The 20,451-nt window shown below is 73.4% G+C and carries 20 protein-coding genes; 6 read left to right on the top strand and 14 right to left on the bottom strand.

The window, feature by feature from the left end; all coding sequences use genetic code 11:
* Positions 1–83 precede the first annotated feature (83 nt).
* Positions 84–1,331: a PQQ-dependent sugar dehydrogenase gene (locus ACZ7IF_RS33650; protein ID WP_470979488.1), complete on the top strand. Its 1,248-nt coding sequence runs from the start codon at positions 84–86 to the stop codon at positions 1,329–1,331.
* A gap of 41 nt (positions 1,332–1,372) precedes the next feature.
* Positions 1,373–1,570, top strand: a complete 198-nt coding sequence (locus ACZ7IF_RS33645) for a DUF6191 domain-containing protein (RefSeq protein ID WP_470979485.1) — start codon at positions 1,373–1,375, stop codon at positions 1,568–1,570.
* Here ACZ7IF_RS33645 and ACZ7IF_RS33640 read toward each other — a convergent pair.
* The 6 genes from ACZ7IF_RS33640 to ACZ7IF_RS33615 form a co-directional block, all read right to left on the bottom strand.
* Positions 1,567–4,632, bottom strand: a complete 3,066-nt coding sequence (locus tag ACZ7IF_RS33640; RefSeq protein WP_470979482.1) for a helix-turn-helix transcriptional regulator — start codon at positions 4,630–4,632, stop codon at positions 1,567–1,569. The two genes, ACZ7IF_RS33645 and ACZ7IF_RS33640, sit on opposite strands and share 4 nt — an antisense overlap.
* 80 nt (positions 4,633–4,712) lie before the next feature.
* Positions 4,713–4,880 (bottom strand): hypothetical protein, encoded by a 168-nt coding sequence (locus tag ACZ7IF_RS33635; protein WP_470979479.1) that lies wholly within the window; start codon positions 4,878–4,880, stop codon positions 4,713–4,715.
* 189 nt (positions 4,881–5,069) lie between these two features.
* A complete protein-coding gene (locus tag ACZ7IF_RS33630; RefSeq protein WP_470979476.1) occupies positions 5,070–5,657 on the bottom strand; it encodes a hypothetical protein in 588 nt (195 codons plus the stop codon).
* A 103-nt stretch (positions 5,658–5,760) separates the two neighbouring features.
* On the bottom strand, positions 5,761–6,315 hold the full coding sequence (locus ACZ7IF_RS33625) for a GNAT family N-acetyltransferase (protein ID WP_470979473.1): 555 nt from the start codon (positions 6,313–6,315) through the stop codon (positions 5,761–5,763).
* 27 nt (positions 6,316–6,342) lie between these two features.
* Positions 6,343–8,577 (bottom strand): MMPL family transporter, encoded by a 2,235-nt coding sequence (locus ACZ7IF_RS33620; RefSeq protein ID WP_470979471.1) that lies wholly within the window; start codon positions 8,575–8,577, stop codon positions 6,343–6,345.
* Positions 8,578–8,785: 208 nt separating this feature from the next.
* Positions 8,786–9,178: a cupin domain-containing protein gene (locus tag ACZ7IF_RS33615; protein WP_470979468.1), complete on the bottom strand. Its 393-nt coding sequence runs from the start codon at positions 9,176–9,178 to the stop codon at positions 8,786–8,788.
* A gap of 56 nt (positions 9,179–9,234) precedes the next feature.
* On the opposite strand from ACZ7IF_RS33615, the gene ACZ7IF_RS33610 reads away from it, so the two are divergent.
* Together ACZ7IF_RS33610 and ACZ7IF_RS33605 are read left to right on the top strand one after the other, a co-directional pair.
* On the top strand, positions 9,235–10,053 hold the full coding sequence (locus ACZ7IF_RS33610) for a GNAT family N-acetyltransferase (RefSeq protein ID WP_470979465.1): 819 nt from the start codon (positions 9,235–9,237) through the stop codon (positions 10,051–10,053).
* A gap of 80 nt (positions 10,054–10,133) precedes the next feature.
* On the top strand, positions 10,134–10,643 hold the full coding sequence (locus ACZ7IF_RS33605; protein ID WP_470979462.1) for a DinB family protein: 510 nt from the start codon (positions 10,134–10,136) through the stop codon (positions 10,641–10,643).
* A gap of 25 nt (positions 10,644–10,668) precedes the next feature.
* Here ACZ7IF_RS33605 and ACZ7IF_RS33600 read toward each other — a convergent pair whose 3' ends face one another.
* Positions 10,669–11,403: a siderophore-interacting protein gene (locus ACZ7IF_RS33600; protein WP_470979459.1), complete on the bottom strand. Its 735-nt coding sequence runs from the start codon at positions 11,401–11,403 to the stop codon at positions 10,669–10,671.
* 72 nt (positions 11,404–11,475) lie between these two features.
* Here ACZ7IF_RS33600 and ACZ7IF_RS33595 point away from each other — a divergent pair, with 72 nt between their 5' ends.
* Both ACZ7IF_RS33595 and ACZ7IF_RS33590 read left to right on the top strand, forming a co-directional pair.
* Positions 11,476–13,548, top strand: a complete 2,073-nt coding sequence (locus ACZ7IF_RS33595) for a penicillin acylase family protein (RefSeq protein WP_470979456.1) — start codon at positions 11,476–11,478, stop codon at positions 13,546–13,548.
* The gene (locus tag ACZ7IF_RS33590; RefSeq protein WP_470979453.1) at positions 13,545–14,156 is read left to right on the top strand and encodes a GNAT family N-acetyltransferase; all 612 of its coding nucleotides are present in this window, start codon (positions 13,545–13,547) and stop codon (positions 14,154–14,156) included. The genes ACZ7IF_RS33595 and ACZ7IF_RS33590 overlap by 4 nt, the downstream gene beginning before the upstream one ends.
* Here the strand turns inward: ACZ7IF_RS33590 and ACZ7IF_RS33585 are convergent.
* The 7 genes from ACZ7IF_RS33585 to gatC all read right to left on the bottom strand — a co-directional run bounded on the left by ACZ7IF_RS33585 (position 14,134) and on the right by gatC (position 20,425).
* Positions 14,134–14,940: an alpha/beta fold hydrolase gene (locus tag ACZ7IF_RS33585; RefSeq protein ID WP_470979450.1), complete on the bottom strand. Its 807-nt coding sequence runs from the start codon at positions 14,938–14,940 to the stop codon at positions 14,134–14,136. The genes ACZ7IF_RS33590 and ACZ7IF_RS33585 overlap by 23 nt on opposite strands.
* A 69-nt stretch (positions 14,941–15,009) precedes the next feature.
* Positions 15,010–15,660 carry an isochorismatase family protein gene (locus tag ACZ7IF_RS33580; protein ID WP_470979447.1) on the bottom strand — a complete coding sequence of 217 codons (651 nt, stop codon included), beginning with the start codon at positions 15,658–15,660 and terminating at the stop codon, positions 15,010–15,012.
* An 81-nt stretch (positions 15,661–15,741) separates the two neighbouring features.
* The gene (locus ACZ7IF_RS33575) at positions 15,742–16,734 is read right to left on the bottom strand and encodes a GlxA family transcriptional regulator (RefSeq protein ID WP_470979444.1); all 993 of its coding nucleotides are present in this window, start codon (positions 16,732–16,734) and stop codon (positions 15,742–15,744) included.
* Between the two features lie 119 nt (positions 16,735–16,853).
* Positions 16,854–18,365 (bottom strand): Asp-tRNA(Asn)/Glu-tRNA(Gln) amidotransferase subunit GatB, encoded by a 1,512-nt coding sequence (gene gatB, locus ACZ7IF_RS33570; RefSeq protein WP_470979441.1) that lies wholly within the window; start codon positions 18,363–18,365, stop codon positions 16,854–16,856.
* Between the two features lie 16 nt (positions 18,366–18,381).
* A complete protein-coding gene (locus ACZ7IF_RS33565) occupies positions 18,382–18,627 on the bottom strand; it encodes a hypothetical protein (RefSeq protein WP_470979438.1) in 246 nt (81 codons plus the stop codon).
* Positions 18,624–20,123, bottom strand: a complete 1,500-nt coding sequence (gene gatA, locus ACZ7IF_RS33560) for an Asp-tRNA(Asn)/Glu-tRNA(Gln) amidotransferase subunit GatA (protein ID WP_470979435.1) — start codon at positions 20,121–20,123, stop codon at positions 18,624–18,626. The genes ACZ7IF_RS33565 and gatA overlap by 4 nt, the downstream gene beginning before the upstream one ends.
* Positions 20,124–20,128: 5 nt before the next feature.
* Positions 20,129–20,425, bottom strand: coding sequence for an Asp-tRNA(Asn)/Glu-tRNA(Gln) amidotransferase subunit GatC (gene gatC / locus ACZ7IF_RS33555; protein WP_266842456.1), 297 nt, complete (start codon positions 20,423–20,425; stop codon positions 20,129–20,131).
* Between the last annotated feature and the right edge of the window lie 26 nt (positions 20,426–20,451).

The following is a 20,451-nucleotide window of genomic DNA, read 5'->3' as shown; positions in this document are numbered from 1 at the left end:
ACCGGCCGGGTCTGTTGAGAGTGGTGAAGGGCAGGACTGGAGGACACCGGACAGGGGACGGACGACCGGAGGGGAGCGGGACGATGCGGTACGGGCAGTTCCAGAGGGCTGGGGCGCGGGATTCCGGGGCGGAGCGGGGGTACGGGGGCGGCCGCGCGCGGCGCAGGGGCGTGCTGGCGGGGCTCGCGCTGGCCGGGTGCGGCGCCCTGCTGGCGGCGGGCTGTTCCCCGCCGGAGGGCGAGCGGGCCGGGCCGGGCGGTTCCCCACCGGGCTCGCCGCCGGCGGGAGCGGCGTCCTCGGGGACGTCGGGGCCGGCGGATGCGTCGGGGCCGCCCGTGAAGGGGTCGGTGACGGTGACGGGCGAGGTCGCCAAGGGCCTGGAGTCCCCCTGGGGCGTGGCCCCGCTGCCCGGCGGGGACCTGCTGGTCGCCTCCCGCGACAAGGGCACCGTCAGCCGGGTGCGGACGGACACGGGCGCGGTGACGCAGATCGGCAAGGTCCCCGGGGTGGCCCCGGGCGGGGAGGGCGGGCTGCTGGGGCTCGCGCTGTCCCCGGACTTCGCCTCGGACCGGATGGTCTACGCGTACTTCACTACCGAGTCCGACAACCGCATCGCCCGGATGCGGTACGACGAGCAGAGACCGGCCGGGCAGCAACTGGGCGCGCCCGACACGGTGTTGCGGGGGATCCCCAAGGGGCTCATCCACAACGGCGGCCGGATCGCCTTCGGCCCGGACCGGATGCTCTACGCCGGCACGGGCGAGACCGGGGACACGGCGCTCGCGCAGGACAGGAAGTCGCTCGGCGGGAAGATCCTGCGGATGACCCCGGACGGGCAGCCGGTGCACGGCAATCCGGAGGCCGGCTCGATCGTCTACTCCTACGGACACCGCAATGTGCAGGGCCTCGCCTGGGACAAGGACAAACGGCTCTGGGCGTCCGAGTTCGGCCAGCGCACCTGGGACGAGCTGAACCTCATCGAGCCCGGGGGCAACTACGGCTGGCCGGAGGCGGAGGGGAAGGCCGCCAAGGCGGGATTCCGTGATCCGGTGGCGGTGTGGAAGACGGAAGAGGCCTCACCGAGCGGGATCGCCTGGGCGGACGGCTCGCTCTGGATGGCCGGCCTGAAGGGCGAGCGGCTGTGGCGGATCCCGCTGAAGGGGACCGCCGCGGCCGCGGAGCCGGAGGCCTTCCTCCAGGGGAAGTACGGCCGGCTGCGCACGGTGGTGCCCCTCGGCGGGGACGGATTGCTGCTGGTCACGAGCGAGACGGACGGACGCGGGTCGCCGGAGCCGGGCGACGACAGGATCCTGAAACTGACGGTGCGGTGACCTGAGCGGCCCCGGAGGGGGCGAAAGGCAGGGCGAGCGCGGTGTTCAACATGATCGAGGAGCTGTTCAACCCGGGACGCAAGCACACGCACGAGGAGAAGAAGCGGCTGGAGCTGTCCCGGACCGACGTCGGTGACGGCGATCCGGGACGGGGCCCCATAGACCTCGACTCCGGCAAGGTGCTCATACGCCCGGCCGAGGCCCGCGAGCCGGGCGGCGGCGGGGGCGAAGAGCCCTAGCCGCGGCCTCCCGGGGGCGCGGGGGACGCCGGGGCGAGCGGCGCGGTGAACAGGCGCAGCCGGTGGGCGAGGGCCGCGGCCTCGCCCCGGCCCGCGACTCCGAGCTTGGCCAGGATGTTCGAGACGTGCACGCTGGCCGTCTTCGGGGAGATGAAGAGCTCCTCCGCGATCCGGCGGTTGGTGCTGCCGGCCGCGACGAGGCGCAGGACGTCCCGTTCGCGGCTGGTCAGCCCCAGGGCCTCGATGGGGTCGGTGTCCGGGACCGGGGCGGCCGGGTGGGCCTCCTCGGCGGTCAGCGGGAGCCGGGCGCGCTGCGCGAGCAGGGCCAGGTCCTCCCGTAGCCGTCGGGAGCCGAGCCGGTCGGCGGCGGCGTGGGCGTCGCGGAGCAAGTCGGCGGCGGTCTCGCGGTCCCCTCCCGAGGCGAGCAGCGCCTCGGCGAGCCGGTGGCGGGCGCGGGCGAGCAGGTACGGGCGCTGGAGGGGGCGTACGGCGGCCTCGACCGCGGTCCAGTCGGCGACGGTGTCCCGGGCCTCGGCACGGAGCAGTTCGGCCCGCAGGTACTCGGCGTGCGCGGCCCATACGGGGACCGGGGTGGCCAGGGTCCGGGCGGCGGTGCGCAGCACCTCCAGGGCGGCGTCACGGCCGGCGTCGGCCACGGGCAGGCCCCGGGCGTCCGCCTCGGCGGAGGCGGACGCCAGCAGCAGCGGCCAGGCGTAGCGGTGCTGGCCGAGCGGGAAGCCGTGGGCCACGGCGTCCGCGGTCTCGGCGCGGACGTCGGCTATGCGGCCCTCGCCGTCGGCCAGTCCGATGGCGAGCCGGTGGAGCGGGAGCCGGTGCTGGGGCTGGCGGTCGTGGGTGCCGAAGTGGGCGTGGGCGGCGGCGAGCTGCTGGGCGGCCTCGGTGAGTTCGCCGCGGGCCAGGGCGAGGTAGGCCAGGCGGGCGGAGGCGGAGCCGCGCGGGGCGGCGCTCTGACCGACGCGCAAGGTGCGGCGGGCGGCCTCGGCGGCCTCGTCCCAGCGGCCGAGGCTGTACAGGCTTTCCGCCATGTTCCCGCAGACCCAGGCCTCGGTGTCCAGGAGCCGGGACCTGCTGACGAGTTCGACCCCTTGTTCGGCCAGTTCCACGGCTTCGCGGGACCGGCCCATGGCTTCGAGTTGAGAGGTGATGTTGACGTGAGCGCGACCCGCGACCACGGTGAGTCCGAGGTTGGTGGCGCGGTCCTTGACCGCGTGCAGTTCGGCGAGGCCGGTGGTGTCGTCGCCGGAGTCGGTGAGCAGGCAGCCGTAGGTGATCCGGGCGTTGAGCTCGGTCTCCTCGGCGCCGATCATGCGGGCGTACTCCACGGCCCGTTCGGCGGCGGCGAGGTTGCCGGGGCCCGGGTTGTGGAGCATGCCCCAGCCCGCGGCCCGGACGAGGACGTCGGCGTGCACCTGGGACGGGGGCAGCCCCTTGACCAGTTCCTGGGCCGTGGCGATCTCGTGCCAGCCGTCGCCCCGGCCGAGGTTGGCGACGAGGCGGGAGCGCTCGGTCCAGAACCAGGCGGCGCGCAGCGGGTCGTCGCCGTCCTCTTCGAGGGTCCGCAGGGCCAGCTTGGTGAGTTTCAGGGCGCGTTCGCGTTCGCCGCCGAAGCGGGCGGCGACGGTGGCCTCGGCGAGCAGGTCGAGGCGCTGGAGCGGGGTGGTGGCCGGGTCGCAGCCGCAGGGCGGGTAGACCTCGGTGTAGTCCGCGGGGCGCAGGTCGGCGCGGACCTCGCCGGGGACGCTGTCCCACAGGTCCATGGCCCGTTCCAGCAGGCTGAGCTGCTCGGAGTAGGCGTGCCGGCGGCGGGCGGTGACGGAGGCGGCGAGGACCGCGGGCAGGGCCTTGGCGGGGTCGTTGGCCGCGTACCAGTAGTTGGCCAGCCGGATGACCCGCTCCTCGGCGCGGACGAGCGATTCGTCGTCTTCCATGGCCTCGGCGTAGCGGCGGTTGACGCGGGCGCGCTCGCCGGGCAGCAGGTCGTCGCTGACCGCCTCGCGGACCAGCGAGTGGCGGAAGCGGTAGCCGTCGCCGTCGGTGGTGGCGAGGAGGATGTTGGCGCCGACGGCGGCCCGCAGGGCCTCGATCAGTTCGTCCTCGCCGAGCCGGACCACGGCGCGCAGCAGGGCGTACTCGACGGTGGAACCGCCCTCGGCGACGATGCGCACCACGCGCTGGGCGGCGTCGGGCAGTACCTCGACGCGGACGAGCAGGAGGTCGCGCAGGGATTCGGTGAGCCCGGTGCGGCAGCCGCTCTCCTGGGAGGCGACGAGTTCCTCGACGAAGAAGGCGTTGCCGTCGGAGCGGTCGAAGACGGAGTCGACGAAGCTCTCCTCGGGCCGCGAGGCGAGGATCCCGGCGAGCTGGCGGCGCACCTCGGCCCGGTTGAAGCGGGACAGTTCGATGCGGTGGACGGTGCGGAGCCGGTCGAGTTCGGCGAGCAGCGGGCGCAGCGGGTGGCGGCGGTGGATGTCGTCGGCGCGGTAGGTCGCGACGAGGACGAGCCGGCCGCGGGCGAGGGTGCGGAAGAGGTAGGCGAGCAGGTGCCGGGTGGAGGTGTCCGCCCAGTGCAGGTCCTCCAGGACGAGCACGACGGTGCGGTCGGCGGCGAGGCGTTCCAGCATCCTGGCGGTCAGTTCGAAGAGCCGTGCGGTGCTCTCCTCGTCGTGGGGGCCGCGGGGGGTCTCGCCGAGTTCGGGGAGGATCCGGGCGAGTTCGTCCTCCTGGCCGGCGGCGGCCTCGGCCAGTTCGCCGGGGAGCAGGCGGAGCAAGGTGCGCAGGGCCGTGGAGAAGGGGGCGAAGGGAAGTCCCTCCGCCCCTATCTCCACACAGCCTCCGACCGCCACCACGGCGCCGCGGCGGGCGGCCTCCGTGAGGAACTCCTCGGTCAGCCGGGTCTTGCCGACTCCGGCCTCTCCGCCGATGAGCAGGGCCTGCGGCTCCTGGCCGGCGGCGCGCCCCAGGGCGTCCACGAGTGCGGCCAGTTCGTCGGCTCGGCCGACGAACACCGGGCTGACAGATCTGGTCTCCACGCCGCCGAGCATCGCACACGGGTCCGGTCCGACGGCAGTCGTTATCGGTGCGCTTGTCATCTCGCGTCAGTTCACGCGGTTCGCGACGCGGGTTACGCGGCGCGGGTGAAGAGGCCGCGGTGCCGACTCACCGGCCTCTCGGATTCCTGGCTCCGAGAGGCGGCGCGGGAGGCCTTCCTGGCCTCCTGGGCGATCCGGTACCGGTCGGCCTCGCGGATGAGGTCGGCGCGGCGGGCGGTGGCGATCTCGTACTCGAACATCTCGTTCTCCCTGGTTGCTCTTCTCGGGCACCTCGTTCGGTGTGATCCAAGATTCGCGTCCCAGAGGGGTGCGGCACATGGGGCTCATGCCGCATCTCCGCAGTGCCGGGGTCCTTAGGCCGGCGTCCGGGGACCCTGAGGCGGCCTAGGACGGTCTAAGACCGGGCGGGAGATCCCGTAAGGCGGTGCCTACCCGGCGGCCGTGGGGAGGGGGAAGAGCAGGTCGAAGTACATGAGGCCGAAGAGCAGGACTCCGAGGAGGCCCAGGGCGACGGCGGCCCAGGAGACGGAGCGGACCCAGGCGGGGTGGACCCGGCCGGGGGTGCCGAAGGCGGGGCCGGCGAGGACGAGGACGGCGAGGAGGAGGGCGAGGGTGGAAAGGACACCGTTGACGAGGGCGGTCATGTGCCAGGCGTCGCCGTACAGGGCGGCGATCTTCTCCTTGGCGCTGGTCGCGCTGACCGATTCGATCTGGCCGATGAGCGTCTGGCGTTCGGCGGCGACGCGGGAGACCCAGCTGCCGCTGAGGGCGACGAGGCCCAGGCCCGCGGCGACGACGGCGGATGCGGCGGCTCCGACGCCGGTGCTGCGCTCGGGGGCGTCCTCGTCGATGCCGTCGGCGTCGTCGTCTTCGGCGTGCCCGGCGGTGCCGGCCGTCTCGCCGTCCGGGTCCGCGGCGGGTTCGGCGGCTGCCGCCCCGGGGGTGGGCGCCTTGTCCTCGGGGGCGTCCGCGTCCGCGTCGGGGGCGGCCGGGACGGGGGTCTTCGTGGTGTCCATGCCGGGCACCGTAGGCGGCGTTTCTGAGAGGTTCCTGAGAGGCCCCGGCGGGCTCCGCCGCCGGTGGGCCGCGGGCCCCTGGCGGGGCCTGCGGCGGTGGGGGTCACGACTGGCGGGCGGTGGCCCGTTCGTGGGCGAGGACGGCCCAGACCTCGGTGTCCTGGCGGACGCCGCGGTGGAGGTGGTTCTGCCGCATGACGCCGTCGCGGGTCAGCCCGAGGCGTTCGGCGGCGGCGATGCTCTTCTCGTTGCCGGCGGCCACGTGCCATTCCACGCGGTGCATGCCGCGCACGTCGAAGGCCCAGTCGATCAGGATCCGGCAGGCTTTGGTGACCAGGCCCCGGCCGGCCGCGGCGGGCTCCAGCCAGCAGCCGACCTCGCAGTTGCCGGAGGCGGCGTCGAAGGTCCGGAAGAGGACCCCGCCGACGAGCGTGCCGTCGGCCCGGATGCCGTAGAGCCGGGCGCCGTCCCTGGCGGCCTCCTCGGCCTTGGAGCCGAGCAGGTGCCGCGCCGATTCGAGGTCGGTGACCCGGTCCGGCAGGCCGATGAACCGGCCGATGAACTCGCGGCCCCGGTCCATGTGCGCCAGGAACTCCTCGGCGTGCCAGACCTCCAGTGGGAACAGCTGGGCGTCGTCGGCCAGGTCTATCGCGAACATCTGTGCTTCCTTACGGCTCGTGACCGGTCAGCGGGGCGTGCCGGCCGGTTCGGCGTGGTCCGCTTCCGGCCGCTGCGACGGAAGTGTCGCACGGGGAGTGGCCCGTTCCGGCGGCTCGATGCTGATGCGGGGCAGCCGGCGGTCGAGCCAGGCGGGGATCCACCAGTTCGCCCCGCCGAGCATGTGCATGAGCGCCGGGACGAGCAGGGTGCGCAGGACGAAGGCGTCGAGTGCCACGGCGGCGGCGAGCGCGATGCCGAACATCGCGATGAGCCGGTCGCCGCTGAGCACGAAGGCCAGGAAGACGGAGATCATGATGACGGCCGCCGAGTTGATCACCCGGCTGGTCTCGGCGAGGCCCACGCGGACGGCCCGCCTGTTGTCGCCGGTCTCCAGCCATTCCTCGTACATCCGGCTGACCAGGAAGACCTGGTAGTCCATGGAGAGGCCGAAGAGCACCGACACCATGATCACCGGCAGGAAGGGCTCGATCGGCCCGGCGCTGCCCAGGCCCAGCAGTTCGCTCCCCCAGCCCCACTGGAAGATCACGACGACGACGCCGAAGGAGGAGGCGACGGCGGCGACGTTCATGGCGGCGGCCTTGAGCGGTATGCCGATGGACCGGAAGGCGAGCAGCAGCAGGACGCAGCCGAGTGCGATGACCACCCCGACGAAGAGCGGCAGTTTGCCGACGATCACCTCGGCGAAGTCGTCGTAGCCGGCCGTCACCCCGCCGACGTGGGCGTCCATGGTGCTGCCGTGTCCGGCGCGGGGGATGACGTCCCGGCGCAGGGTGTCGACCAGTTCGCTCGTGGCCCGGGACTGTGGGGCGGAGTCGGGGACGACGGTGAGGACGGCGGTGTCCCCGCTGCGGTTGAAGACGGCCGGGCCGGCGGAGGCGACGCCCTCGGTGGCGCGCAGGGCTTCCGTCAGCCGCTCGAAGGCGACGCGGTCCCCTGCCCCGTCGAGCCGGGCTACGACGCTGAGCGGGCCGTTCGTGCCGGGCCCGAAGCCGTCGGCCAGCAGGTCGTAGGCCTTGCGGGTGGTGGAGGCGGCGGGGTTGTTGCCCTGGTCGGAGGTGCCGAGGTGGAGCGAGAGGGTCGGCAGCGCGAGCACTGCCATCACCAGGGCCGCGACCAGTCCGAGCAGTTTGGGGTGGCGCTCCACGAAGGCCGACCAGCGGGCGGCGAACCCGGTGGGCGGCTGGGGCCGGGGGCCCTCGGCGGCGAGCTTGCGCCGTTCGCGCCGCGAGAGGGCCCGCATGCCGATGTACGAGAGGAGGGCGGGCAGCAGGGTGACGGAGGCCGCCACGGTGAGGATCACGGTGAGGGACGCGGCTATCGCGACCCCGTTGAGGAAGTTCAGCCGCAGTACCAGCATGCCGAGCAGGGCTATGCAGACGGTGGCCCCGGCGAAGACGACGGCCCGGCCGGTGGTGGCGACGGCGCTCGCGGCGGCTTCCTCGACGGCGAGGCCGCGTGCCAGGCCCTTGCGGTGCCGGGTGACGATGAACAGGGCGTAGTCGATGCCGACGCCGAGGCCGACGAGGGTGCCCAGCATCGGGGCGAAGTCGGCGACGGGCATGGCGTGCCCGAGGAGGGTGATGCCGAAGTAGGCGCTGCCGACGCTGACGAGGGCCGTAGCGATGGGGAGCAGGCTCGCGGCGAGGGAGCCGAAGGCGAGGAAGAGGACCACTGCGGCGATGCCGACGCCGATGACCTCGGCGAGGTGGGCGCTGGGTGCCTCGGTCAGGCCGATGGCGCGGCCGCCGAGTTCGACCTGGAGGCCGTCGGCCTCGGTGGCGGGGTTCTTCGCGGTGTCGACGACGGCCCTGGCCTGGGCCTTGGGTACGGAGTCGGCCTGCCGGTCGAAGGTGACCACCGCGTAGGCGGTGCGGCCGTCGGGGCTGACCTGTGCGGCGCCGGCGGGGCCCGGTGCGTAGGGGCTCGCGACCGATGCCACCCCGGGCAGGGCCGCGACGGCGTCCAGGGCCCGGGTCATGCGCTGTTCGATCTCCGGGGTGCGTGCCGTCCTGTGGTCCGGGGCCCGCCACACGATGGTGTCGGTGTCGCCGCCCTGGCCGTGGAAGCCCTCGCGCAGCAGGGCGTGGGCCTTGGCGGACTCCGTGCCGGGGACCTCGTAGTCGTTGGAGAACGCGGTGCCGGCCGCTCCGGCCGCCGCGGCGGTCCCGCCGAGGGCGAGCAGCCAGATCAGGACGGTGACCAGTCGGTGCCGCAGGCACCACCGTGCGATTGCTGCCAACGGACGTGCTCCCTGGTGGTTCGGATCTTCACCGGGAGGTAGCCCGACGCAAAGAACTCATGAACTCGTGAACTTGTGAAGGTTCGGCCGCGGGGTCCACCGCGGCCAGGGTGGTCTACACCTCGATTGACACGATTCCAGCCTTTCGTGATCGTTGGCGGGATTCGTGTGCATCGTCACAGGCTTGTGGCGGGATGCGGGACCTTGGTCACTGGCGCTCCGGGGCGGACGGCTCGTCGGCCCGGTAGCCGGGGAGCGAGGGCCAGCGGACGGTGAGGACCACCGAGTCCTCCTCCGCGTACCAGGAGTGGTCGACCCCGCGCCCCCAGACCACGTAGTCCCCCTGCTCGGCGAGGACCACGGTGCGGCCGGGGAACTCCAGCCGGAACCGGCCGCTGATCAGCACCTGGAGGGCGGTGCGGCACTCGCCGGTCACCCACCGCTCACGCTCCTCGCCCTTGGGATGGACCCCCCACTTGATCTCGACGTCCTCGCTGTGGCGGGGATCGCCGGGGTCCTTGAAGTGGCCGAGGAGCCAGCCCCGGTCGGCGGCGGCGTCAGGGGTGGCCTTGCCCGTGTGGATGGCGGAATCGTCGTTCACGGGGGCGAGGCTAATGCAGTTGTACGCGCGGCCCCGCACCTGGTCAGCTGGCCCGCATGGCGATAGATCTTGATGAACTGCTGAAGGTGCGCGACCGCTACGACGCGGAGATGCGGCGTGACGCGCAGCCCGACGCCGCGCACGCACGGGTGGAGCGGGTGGGCCGGGTCGTACGCCAGACCGTGCCGGGGCTCGGCTGGAACGGCGTGCTCTGGTCGGACCTCGACGAAGGCACGGCGGACGCGGAGATCGCCGCGCAGGTGGCGTACTTCGGGGCGCGCGGGGAGGACGCGGGCGGACCGGAGTTCGAGTGGAAGCTGTATTCCCACGACCGCCCGGCGGACCTCGGGGACCGGCTGCTCGCGGCGGGGTTCGTGCCGGAGGCTCCGGAGACGCTGGTGGTGGCGCGCACGGCCGATCTCGCCGCCCTGCCGGTGGAGCCGCCGGAGGGGATCACGCTGCGGGTGGTGACGGACGAGGCAGGGGTGGACCTGATGATGGAGGTGCACCACCGGGCCTTCGGCACGGAGCGGCCCCGGATCCGGGAGCAGATGCTCTCGCTGCTGCGGGACGAGCCGGACACCCTCGAGGCCGTGGTGGCGATGGCCGGGGACGTCCCGGTCAGCGCGGCCCGGATGGAGATGCGCCCGGGCAGCGCGTTCGCCGGCCTGTGGGGCGGCGGCACCGCGCCGGAGTGGCGCGGCCGCGGCATCTACCGCCTGCTGGTGGCCCACCGCGCCCGCGTGGCGGCGGCCCGGAACATCCCCTACCTCCAGGTCGACGCCTCGGACGACAGCCGCCCGATCCTGGAACGCCTGGGCTTCGGCGTACTCGGCGTGACGACCCCGTACATCTGGCCGGGTACCCGCCCCTGACCCCGCACCCGGGTCCGGAGGCTTCACCGGCCGGCGGAAATGCGTTTCGCGGGGCCCGGGCGGCGGGGGAGGATCCCTGCATGCAGAACACGGAACGCGTCGGGCCACCACTGACCGGCGGGGAGCGCGAGACCCTGCGCGCCTACCTCGACTACCACCGGGCCACCCTCGCCTGGAAGTGCGAGGGGCTCGGTGACGAGGACCTGCGGCGGCGGGCGTCGCCGCCGTCCGCCCTGTCCCTGCTGGGGCTGGTGCGGCACATGGCCGAGGTGGAGCGGCACTGGTTCCGGCGCACGATCGGCGGCGCCGACGTACCGCACCTGTGGTCCGACGACCACGACTTCCAGGCGGCGTACGACGCCACGACCGCGACCCGCGCCGAGGCGTTCGCCGCGTGGGAGGCGGAGGTGGAGCACTCCCGCGCCGTCGAGGCCGCAGCGGAGTCCCTGGAGGTGACGGCGTACGTCGCCAAGTGGGAGCAGGAGGCCTCGCTGCGCCTGGTGATGCTCCACATGATCCACGAGTACGCCCGCCACAACGGCCACGCCGACTTCCTCCGGGAGGCCGTCGACGGCACGGTCGGGGCGTAGGGCGGGGCGTAGGGCGCGTAGGGGCTTACGCGGCGCGCCAGTAGCCGAGGCTGTTCACGCGCTGCTTCGGCAGGCCCAGTTCCTTCTTGAGGTATCCCGCCAGGTCCCGGGTGGTCGCCGTGTCGCAGGCCAGCCAGACGTACGCGTTGGCCGGGTCGGGGCCCAGCAGCTCCGGCAGTTCGGCCCGCACCCGCTCGGCCAGCGCCGAACCGCCGCGGGCCACCCGCCGGACGTCGTGCCGGCCCGGGTCGGCGCGTACGGGCAGCTCCGCGTCGGAGTCGTGCTGGGTCTCGAACCAGATGGTGGCCGGGGTGCGCGGGTAGGCGTCCAGCAGGGAGTTGACGGCCGGCAGGGAGGCCGGGTCGCCGATCACCAGCAGCCGCTCCGGCTCGGGGTCCGGCGCCGTGAACCCGGTGCCCTGGACGGTGGCCTCCAGGGTGTCCCCCGGCGCGGCCGTGCGCGCCCACCGGCTCGCCAGCCCGTCGTGCAGCGCGAACTCGAAGGCGAAGGTCCCGGCTTCCGGGTCGGGGTCCACCAGCGTGTAGGCCCGCTGGTGCGGACGGCTGCCGCCCTGGAACCAGACCCGGACCCACATCGTCGGGTGCAGGGAGGCGCCTGCGGCGGCCAGCAGCCCGCCGTCGCCGAAGCGGACCCGGCGGAAGTGCTCGGTGACCTCCTCCACCCCCGTGACCGTGAACGTGAAGTCCTTGCCGCGCAGCAGCTTGAGGACCACGCCCTCCCAGCCCTTGCCGACCGCCATGTCCGCCCCTCCCCCTGACACCCTTATAGTAAGGGCAGCCTAACCTAAGATGCCTGGGGAGACGTGAGCAGTGTGACTACAGAGCCCTACGAGGTCTACCGCGACAGCTGGGGCATCCCGCACCTGCGTGCCTCCGACCCGATCCGCCTCGCCCACGCGCAGGGCCGCGTCACCGCCCTCGACCGGGCCTGGCAGCTCGAAGTCGAGCGGCACCGCGCACAGGGCTCCAGCGCCGGCTTCCTCGGCGCCGACTGCGTCCCCTGGGACCGCTTCGCCCGCCAGGCCCGCCTCGACGACACCGCCCGCCGCTGCCACGAGGCCCTCGACCCCGAGACCGCCGCCTGGCTGCGCGCCTACGTCGACGGCGTCAACTCCGGGCTCGCCGAAGGCGCCGCCCGCGACGAGCGCTTCGCCCGCACCGGCCACACCCCCACCCCCTGGGAACCCTGGGTCCCGCTGTCGATCTGGATCGCCACCCACATCCTCTTCGCCGGGTTCGCCACCAAACTCTGGCGCGAGCGCGTGGCCCGCGTCCTCGGCGACGGCGCCGCCACCCTCTTCGCCACCGACGGCCCCGGCACCGCCGGCAGCAACGGCTGGCTGGTCCCGGGCGACCGGACCGCCACCGGCGCGGCGATCATCGCCGGCGACCCGCACCGGTTCATCGAAGACCCGGGCGTCTACCAGCAGATACGCCTCTCCTGCCCCGAGTACGACGCCCTCGGCCTGGCCGTCCCCGGCGTCCCCGGCCTCGCCCACTTCGGCCACACCGGCAGTGCCGCCTGGGCCATCACCAACGCCATGGCCGACTACCAGGACCTCTACGCCGAGCGGCTGCGCCCCGCCGGCGACGGCCTGGAGGCGCTCGGCCCCGACGGCACCTGGGAGCCGGTCGCCCGGCACACCGAGACGATCGCCGTGGCCGGCGCCGCCGACGTCGAGGTGGAGGTCCTGGAGACCCGGCGCGGCCCGGTCGTCGTCCATGGTGACGCCGACGGCCTCGTGCCCGACGGCGCCGACGCCCTCGCCCTGCGCTACCCGCCGCGCGTCCGCCGCGACCTGGGCTTCGCCGCACTGCCCGCCCTGCTCCGCGCCCGCACCGTCGCCGACGTCGACCGCGCCCTCGACGGCTGGGCCGAGCCGGTCAACGTCGTCCACGCCGCCGACTCCGAAGGCGGCCTGCTGCACCGCGTCGCCGGAGCCGTCCCGCTGCGCGACGGCGCGAACCGGCTCCGGCCGGTGCCCGCGTGGGACGCCCGCCACGCCTGGCAGGGCTGGGCACCCACCCCCGCCGAGCCGGTCCAGGGCTTCGCCGTCATGGCGAACGCCCGCGGGATCGCGTCCCCGCTCGGCGTGGAGTTCGCGCCCCCGCACCGCGCCGACCGGATCCGGGAGCTGCTCAGCGGCTCGGCGGACTGGTCGCCGAAGGCCATGGCCGACGTACACGCGGACACGTACCTGGCCTCCGCCGGACCGCTGCTCGCGCTGCTGCCCGCCCCGGACGGCCTCAGCCCCGCCGCCGCCCGGCTCCGCGAGCGGCTCCTCGCCTGGGACCGGCACATGGCGGCGGACAGCACCGACGCCGCCGCCTTCGCCGCCTTCCGGAGCTCGACCGTACGCCGCCTCGCCGCCGACCCCGCCTTCGCCGGTCTGGCCCCGGCCCCCGCCGGCCCGGAGGTCTTCCACCCCTGGCTGTACCTGCTGCCCCGGGTCGGCTACGCCCTGGAGGGCCTGCTCACCACCACCCTCCTCCCCGGCCTCGACCGCGCCGCGCACGTGCGCGACGCCCTGGAGGAGACGGCAGCGGCCGGCGCCCACGAGGCCCCCTGGTCCCGGCTCCACCTCCTCGCCCCCTGGTCGGCGCTGCCGGACCCGGACGCCGAGTGGCCCGGCCTGGGCGGCGACCACGACTGCGTCAACGCCACCTCCTCCGTACCCGGTTTCACCGACCGCGCCGCCCGCGCCTCCGCGGCCCGCTACGTCTGGGACCTGGCCCGCCGCGAGGACAGCCTCTGGGCGGTCCCGCTGGGCGCGGACGGCGTCGCCGGCTCCCCCCACCACCGCGACCAGCTCCCCCTCTGGGCGCGCTGCGAACTCGTCCCCGTCGTCACCGACTGGGCCCGCCTCACCAAGGAATCCGCATGACCACCGGCTCCGCCGCCCCCGCGGCCACCCGTACGCCCGTCCACACCCAGCACGTCGAGGGCTTCGGGACGGTCACCATCACCCCCGTCGACCCCGCCGCCGACTCCGCGCTGATCCACGGCTGGGTCACCGAGGAGCGGGCGCGCTTCTGGGGCATGGCGGAGGCCAGCCGCGAGCTGGTCCAGGAGATCTACGAGGACGTCGACCGCCGCACCACCCACCACGCGTTCATGGTCCGCCGCGACGGCGAGCCGGCCGCGCTCTTCCAGACGTACGAGTGCGCCGAGGACCGGGTGAGCGAGTGCTACGACGCCCTGCCCGGGGACGTCGGCGTGCACCTGCTGATCGGCCCCAGCCGGGACGGCGTCCGGCACGGCTTCACCGGGGCCCTGATGGGCACCTTCATCGCGTACGTGTTCTCCGACCCGGCGGTCCGCCGCGTCGTGGCCGAGCCGGACGCCCGCAACGCCAAGGCCATCGGCCTGCTGGAGCGGACCGGCTTCGAGCTCGGCCCCGAGGTCGAGCTGCCGGAGATCGACCTGCCGGAGGTCCACCTCCCGGCGAAGCCGGCCCGCCTGGCCTTCCTCAGCGCGCCGGACGCCCGCTGAGGAACTCCGTGACCAGGGCGGCCCATTCCGCGGGGCGCTCGGCGAACGGAAGGTGCCCGGTGGGCAGTTCCGCGCGCCGCGCGCCCGGCAGGGCCTGCGCCAGCTCCCGCTGGACAGCGGGCGCGACGAGCCGGTCCCGGGTCGTCTCGACGACCAGGACCGGTACGCCGATCCCCGCGAGTTCCGCGCGCAGGTCCGCGCCCTTGATCAGGGCGGCCTGGTCCCCGCTCCCGGGCGTCACCGTGGACGCGGTCCCCCGCACCGCGTCCTCCAGCTGCTCGGGGCTCAGCGCCTCCAGCTGCTCCTCACTGAGCACGAGCGGTACGAGGAGCCGCGCGAGCAGCTCGTTCTCACCGCGCCGGCCCAGCTCGGACCACAGCTCCCCGAGCTGCCCGAAGCCGTGGCCGGCCCGCGCGAAGCTCGCGGTGAGCACGAGCGCGGTGACCCGCCCGGGGTACCGGGTGGCGACCCGGACGGCCACGTTCCCGCCGAGCGAGTAGCCGAGTACGGCGAACCGCTCCAGCCCCTCGGCGTCCGCGGCGGCCACCAGCTGGTCGGCCAGTTCGTCGAGGCTCAGCGGCTCCTCCGACCTCGGGGTGTCCCCGGCGCCCGGGTAGTCGACGCCGACGACGCTGTGCCGGGCGGCGAGCGCGTCCAGCAGCGGCCCGAAGTTGGCTTCCACCGACCCGCCCGCCCCGTGGGCCAGCAGCAGGCCGGGCCCGCCGCTCCCGGTGCGGACGGTGCGGGCGTAGTGGGCCGTGGACGTGGACGTGGTCGCGGACATGCGGATCCCCCCGTTTCTTTCGGTAGCGGTCGCTACAGAAAGAAACCTATCCGATTTAAGTAACGATCGCTACAGAAGGTCGTCCACCAGCGGCACCACCAGACCGAAGAGGTCCGTGACCGTGGTCAGGGCGGCGGCCTGGAGGGCCGCGGCGGGCAGGACGCCGCCGTCCGGGGCGGCCAGGGCGCGGGTGGCGGTGGCCTCGGCGACCACGGTGGGCCGGTAGCCGCGGCAGAAGGCCCCCTCGGCGGTGAAGGTGACGCACATGTGCGTCATGAACCCGGCCAGCACCAGGTCCCTGCCGGCGCCGGCGCCGAATCCGAGACCGGTCAGGACCTTCTCCAGCTCGGTGGCGTGGAAGGCGTTCGGGACCTGCTTGACCACCACCGGCTCACCCTCGGCCGGGGCGACCTCGTCGCTGATGGCGCCGATGCGGGCGCGGATGTCGTACGGAGTGCCCTCGCCGCCGTCGTTGACGACGTGGACCACCGGCGCGCCCGCGGCGCGGGCGCGCTCCAGCAGCCGGGCGCCCGCCGCGAGCGCCTCCTCGGCACCGTCCAGGTCCATCACGCCGGTGCGGTAGGTGTTCTGGAAGTCGATCATCACCAGAACGGAGTCCGCCAGCCGGGCCGGGCGCCCGTCCAGCCCGCTCAGGTCGCGCAGGGTCACGGAAGCGACGTCCGCGCCGGCGTTCGTGTTCGTGTTCGTGTTCACGCTCATGGAAAACCTTTCAAATGGGATGAATTACACGGAAGAAGGCATGGCGAAGCCGCCTCCCTTCCTCCAACGGGTCGGTTCGGGTCAGCCGGCCTGCGTACGGAACCGCCGGCGGTAGGCCGCCGGGGTCGTGGCGAGCTGCCGGCGGAAGGCCCGGTGCAGGGTCTCGGCCGAGCCGAGGCCGGCGGCGGCCGCGACCTGGTCGAGCGGGCTGTCGGTGGTCTCCAGCACGCGCCGGGCCACCTCGATGCGGGCCGCTTCGACGTAGGCGGCGGGACTGGTGCCGGTCTCCTGGGTGAAGACCCGGGCGAAGTGCCGCTCGCTCAGGCACATCCGGGCCGCGAGGGCCGGTGCGGACAGGTCCGCGTCGAGGTGGTCGGCGATCCACAGCCGCAGGTCGTCGATGTCCCGGCGGCCGGCGGCCGGCCGGCTGAGCGGCACCGAGAACTGGCTCTGGCCGCCCTGCCGCTTGAGGTACATCACCAGCTGCCGGGCCACCGCCAGCGCGGTCTGCTCGCCCAGGTCCTCCGCGACGAGGGCCAGCGCCAGGTCCAGGCAGGCGCTGATCCCCGCCCCGGTCCACAGCCGGCCGCGGTCGGTGCGCACGAAGATCGGATCGGGGTCGACCACGACCTCCGGATGCTCGGCCGCCAGCTGGGCGGCCGTCGACCAATGGGTGGTCGCCGTACGCCCGTCCAGCAGCCCGGCCGCCGCCAGCAGGTGCGCCCCCACGCACACCGACGCCACCCGCCGGGCGTGCGGGGCGGTCTCCCGCACCCACGCCACGACGGCGTCGTCGATCCGCGCGACCGGTCCGGCCTCGGTCATGTCGACCGCGCCGGGCACCAGCAGGGTGTCCACCCGCTCGCCGATCTCGCCGAAGGCCCGGTCGGCGAGCAGCCGCACCCCGGCCGAGGTCCGCACGGGTCCGGCCGCGGGTCCCGCGAGGGTGACCTCGTAACCGGCCCGCCCGGCGGTCTCCCGGTTGGCCAGGGCGAAGACCTCGGCCGGACCGGTGACGTCGAGGAGGTCGACATCGGGGAAGACCGCGATGACGACCCGGTGCGAAGTGGGCATGACCCCATCCTCACGCGGCCCCCGGATGGCGGCAATGACGATTCCCCGTCACATCCGGACACGGCGAAGGCCCCGCACCGGGATCCGGTGCGGGGCCTTCGACAGGGACTGCCCGGGGATCAGCCCTCGACGCCGAGGCGCTCCAGGATGAGCTCCTTGACGCGGGCCGCGTCCGCCTGGCCGCGGGTGGTCTTCATGACCGCGCCGACCAGGGCGCCGACGGCGGCGACCTTGCCACCGCGGATCTTGTCGGCGATGGCCGCGTTGCCCGCGATGGCCTCGTCCACGGCCGCGCCGAGCGCGCCCTCGTCCGAGACGACCTTCAGACCGCGCTTGTCGACGACCTCGTCCGGGGTGCCCTCGCCGCCGAGGACGCCCTCGATGACCTGGCGGGCCAGCTTGTCGTTCAGGTCGCCGGCCGCGACCAGGGCCGCGATACGGGCCACCTGGGCCGGGGTGATCGGCAGCTCGTCGACCGAGACGCCCTGCTCGTTGGCGTTGCGCGCCAGCTCGCCCATCCACCACTTGCGGGCGGCGGTGGAGTCGGCGCCCTCCTCGATGGTGGCGACGATGGAGTCCACCGCGCCCGCGTTGAGGATCGACTGCATGTCGTGCTCGCTGACGCCCCACTCCTCACGGAGGCGGTTGCGGCGCACGCGCGGCATCTCCGGCAGCCCGGCGCGCAGCTCCTCGACCCAGGCACGGGCGGGGGCGACGGGGACCAGGTCCGGCTCGGGGAAGTAGCGGTAGTCCTCGGCGTTGTCCTTGATGCGGCCGGCCGTGGTGGAGCCGTCCTCCTCGTGGAAGTGCCGGGTCTCCTGCACGATCGAGCCGCCCGACGAGAGCACCGCCGCGTGGCGCTGGATCTCGAAGCGGGCCGCGCGCTCGACGGAGCGCAGCGAGTTGACGTTCTTCGTCTCCGAGCGGGTGCCGAATTCCTTCGTCCCGTTCGGGCGCAGCGACAGGTTGACGTCGCAGCGCATCTGGCCCTTGTCCATGCGGGCCTCGGAGACGCCGAGCGCCTTGATGACCTCGCGCAGCTCGGCGACGTACGCCTTGGCGACCTCGGGGGCCCGCTCGCCCGCGCCCTCGATGGGCTTGGTGACGATCTCGATGAGCGGGATGCCGGCGCGGTTGTAGTCCAGCAGGGAGTGGGACGCGCCGTGGATACGGCCGGTGGCGCCGCCGACGTGCAGCGACTTGCCGGTGTCCTCCTCCATGTGGGCGCGCTCGATCTCCACACGGAAGACCTCGCCGTCCTCCAGCTGGACGTCCAGGTAGCCGTTGAAGGCGATGGGCTCGTCGTACTGGGAGGTCTGGAAGTTCTTCGGCATGTCCGGATAGAAGTAGTTCTTCCGGGCGAAGCGGCACCATTCGGCGATCTCGCAGTTCAGCGCGAGACCGATCTTGACGGCGGACTCGACGCCGATCGCGTTGACGACCGGGAGGGAGCCGGGCAGGCCGAGGCAGGTCGGGCAGGTCTGCGAGTTGGGCTCGGCGCCCAGCTCGGTGGAACAGCCGCAGAACATCTTGGTCTTGGTGCCGAGCTCGACATGGACCTCAAGGCCCATGACGGGGTCGTACGACGCGAGGGCGTCCTCGTACGACAGCAGTTCGGTGAAGGTGGTCACGGTGAAACTTTCCCTCTCAGCCCAGCAGGACGTCGTCGTCGCCGAGGCGCTTCAGCTCGCGGTACAGGATCGCGAGGCCGGTGACGATGGCGGCGGCGGACACAACGGCGTCGACGAGCTTCAGCGTGTCGTGCTCGGTGCGGGCCTTGCGGGCCTGCTTGATCACGCCGATGGCGCCGAAAGCGGTGGTGCCGATCGACAGGTAGGTGCCGGACTTGGACTTCTTGAAGCCCTTGGCCTTGGACAGTGCACTGGAACTCACAGCGACGGAGCCTCCTCAAGCAGCGGGTGGCCCCAGCGCTCGACGAAGGCGGCCTCGACGGCGGCACCGACCTTGTACAGCCGGTCGTCCTTCATCGCCGGGGCGATGATCTGCAGTCCGACCGGGAGACCGTCCTCCGGTGCCAGGCCGCAGGGCAGCGACATGGCGGAGTTGCCGGCCAGGTTGGTCGGGATGGTGCACAGGTCCGCGAGGTACATCGCCAGCGGGTCGTCGGTGCGCTCACCGATCGCGAAGGCGGTGGTCGGGGTCGTCGGGGAGACGATCACGTCGACCTGCTCGAAGGACTTCTCGAAGTCCTTGGTGATGAGCGTGCGGACCTTCTGGGCGGAACCGTAGTACGCGTCGTAGTAGCCGGAGCTGAGCGCGTACGTGCCGAGGATGATGCGGCGCTTGACCTCGTCGCCGAAGCCGGCCTCGCGGGTCAGGGCGGTGACGTCCTCGGCGGACTTCGTGCCGTCGTCGCCGACGCGCAGGCCGTAGCGCATGGCGTCGAAGCGGGCCAGGTTGGAGGAGGCCTCGGACGGCGCGATCAGGTAGTACGCGGCCATGGCGAGGTCGAAGGACGGGCAGTCCAGCTCGACGATCTCGGCGCCGAGCTCCTTGAGGAGCTCCACCGACTCGTTGAAGCGCTGGACGACGCCGGCCTGGTAGCCCTCGCCGGCGAACTGCTTGACCACACCGACGCGCATGCCGGCGACGGAGCCGTTGCGGGCGGCCTCGACGACCGGCGGGACCGGGGCGTCGATGGAGGTGGAGTCGAGCGGGTCGTGGCCGGCGATGACCTCGTGCAGGAGCGCCGCGTCCAGGACCGTACGGGCGCACGGGCCGCCCTGGTCGAGGGAGGAGGAGAAGGCCACCATGCCGTAGCGGGAGACGCCGCCGTAGGTGGGCTTCACGCCGACGGTGCCGGTGACGGCGGCGGGCTGGCGGATGGAGCCGCCGGTGTCCGTGCCGATGGCCAGCGGGGCCTGGAAGGCGGCGAGCGCCGCCGCGGAACCGCCGCCGGAGCCGCCGGGGATCCGGGTGAGGTCCCAGGGGTTGCCGGTGGGGCCGTAGGCGCTGTTCTCGGTGGAGGACCCCATGGCGAACTCGTCCATGTTGGTCTTGCCGAGGATGACGACGCCGGCTTCCTTGAGCTTGCGCGTCAGGGTGGCGTCGTAGGGCGGGATCCAGCCTTCGAGGATCTTCGAACCGACGGTGGTCGGGACCCCGACGGTGGTGAAGATGTCCTTGAGGGCGAGCGGGACGCCGGCCAGCGGGCCGAGCTTCTCGCCGGCCGCCCGCTTGGCGTCGACGGCCGCCGCCTGGGCGAGCGCGCCCTCGCGGTCGACGTGCAGGAAGGCGTTGACCTTCTCGTCCGTCGCCTCGATGCGCGCGAGGTGGGCCTCGGTGACCTCGACGGCCGTGAGCTCGCCGGAGGCGATCTTCTCGGCGGTCTGGGCGGCCGTGAGCTTGATGATGTTGGTGTCAGCCATGGTGATTAGTCCTCCCCCAGGATCTGCGGCACCTTGAAACGCTGCTGCTCCTGGGCGGGAGCACCGGAAAGCGCCTGCTCGGGGGTGAGCGAAGGACGGACCTCGTCCGCGCGCATGACGTTCGTCAGCGGCAGCGGGTGGGAGGTCGGCGGGACGTCTTGGTCGGCGACCTCGGAAACGCGGGCGACCGCGCCGATGATGTCGTCGAGCTGTCCTGCGAAGTGGTCGAGCTCTTCGCCGGACAGCTCCAGACGTGCCAGCCGAGCGAGGTGAACGACTTCCTCGCGCGTGATGCCAGGCATGCAGCGATCCTCTGGGGTTGGAATTC

The sequence above is a fragment of the Streptomyces sp. NPDC037421 genome (assembly GCF_055602105.1).
Note: the sequence above shows the minus strand (reverse complement) of the source record. Positions and strands in the feature narration are given on the sequence as shown.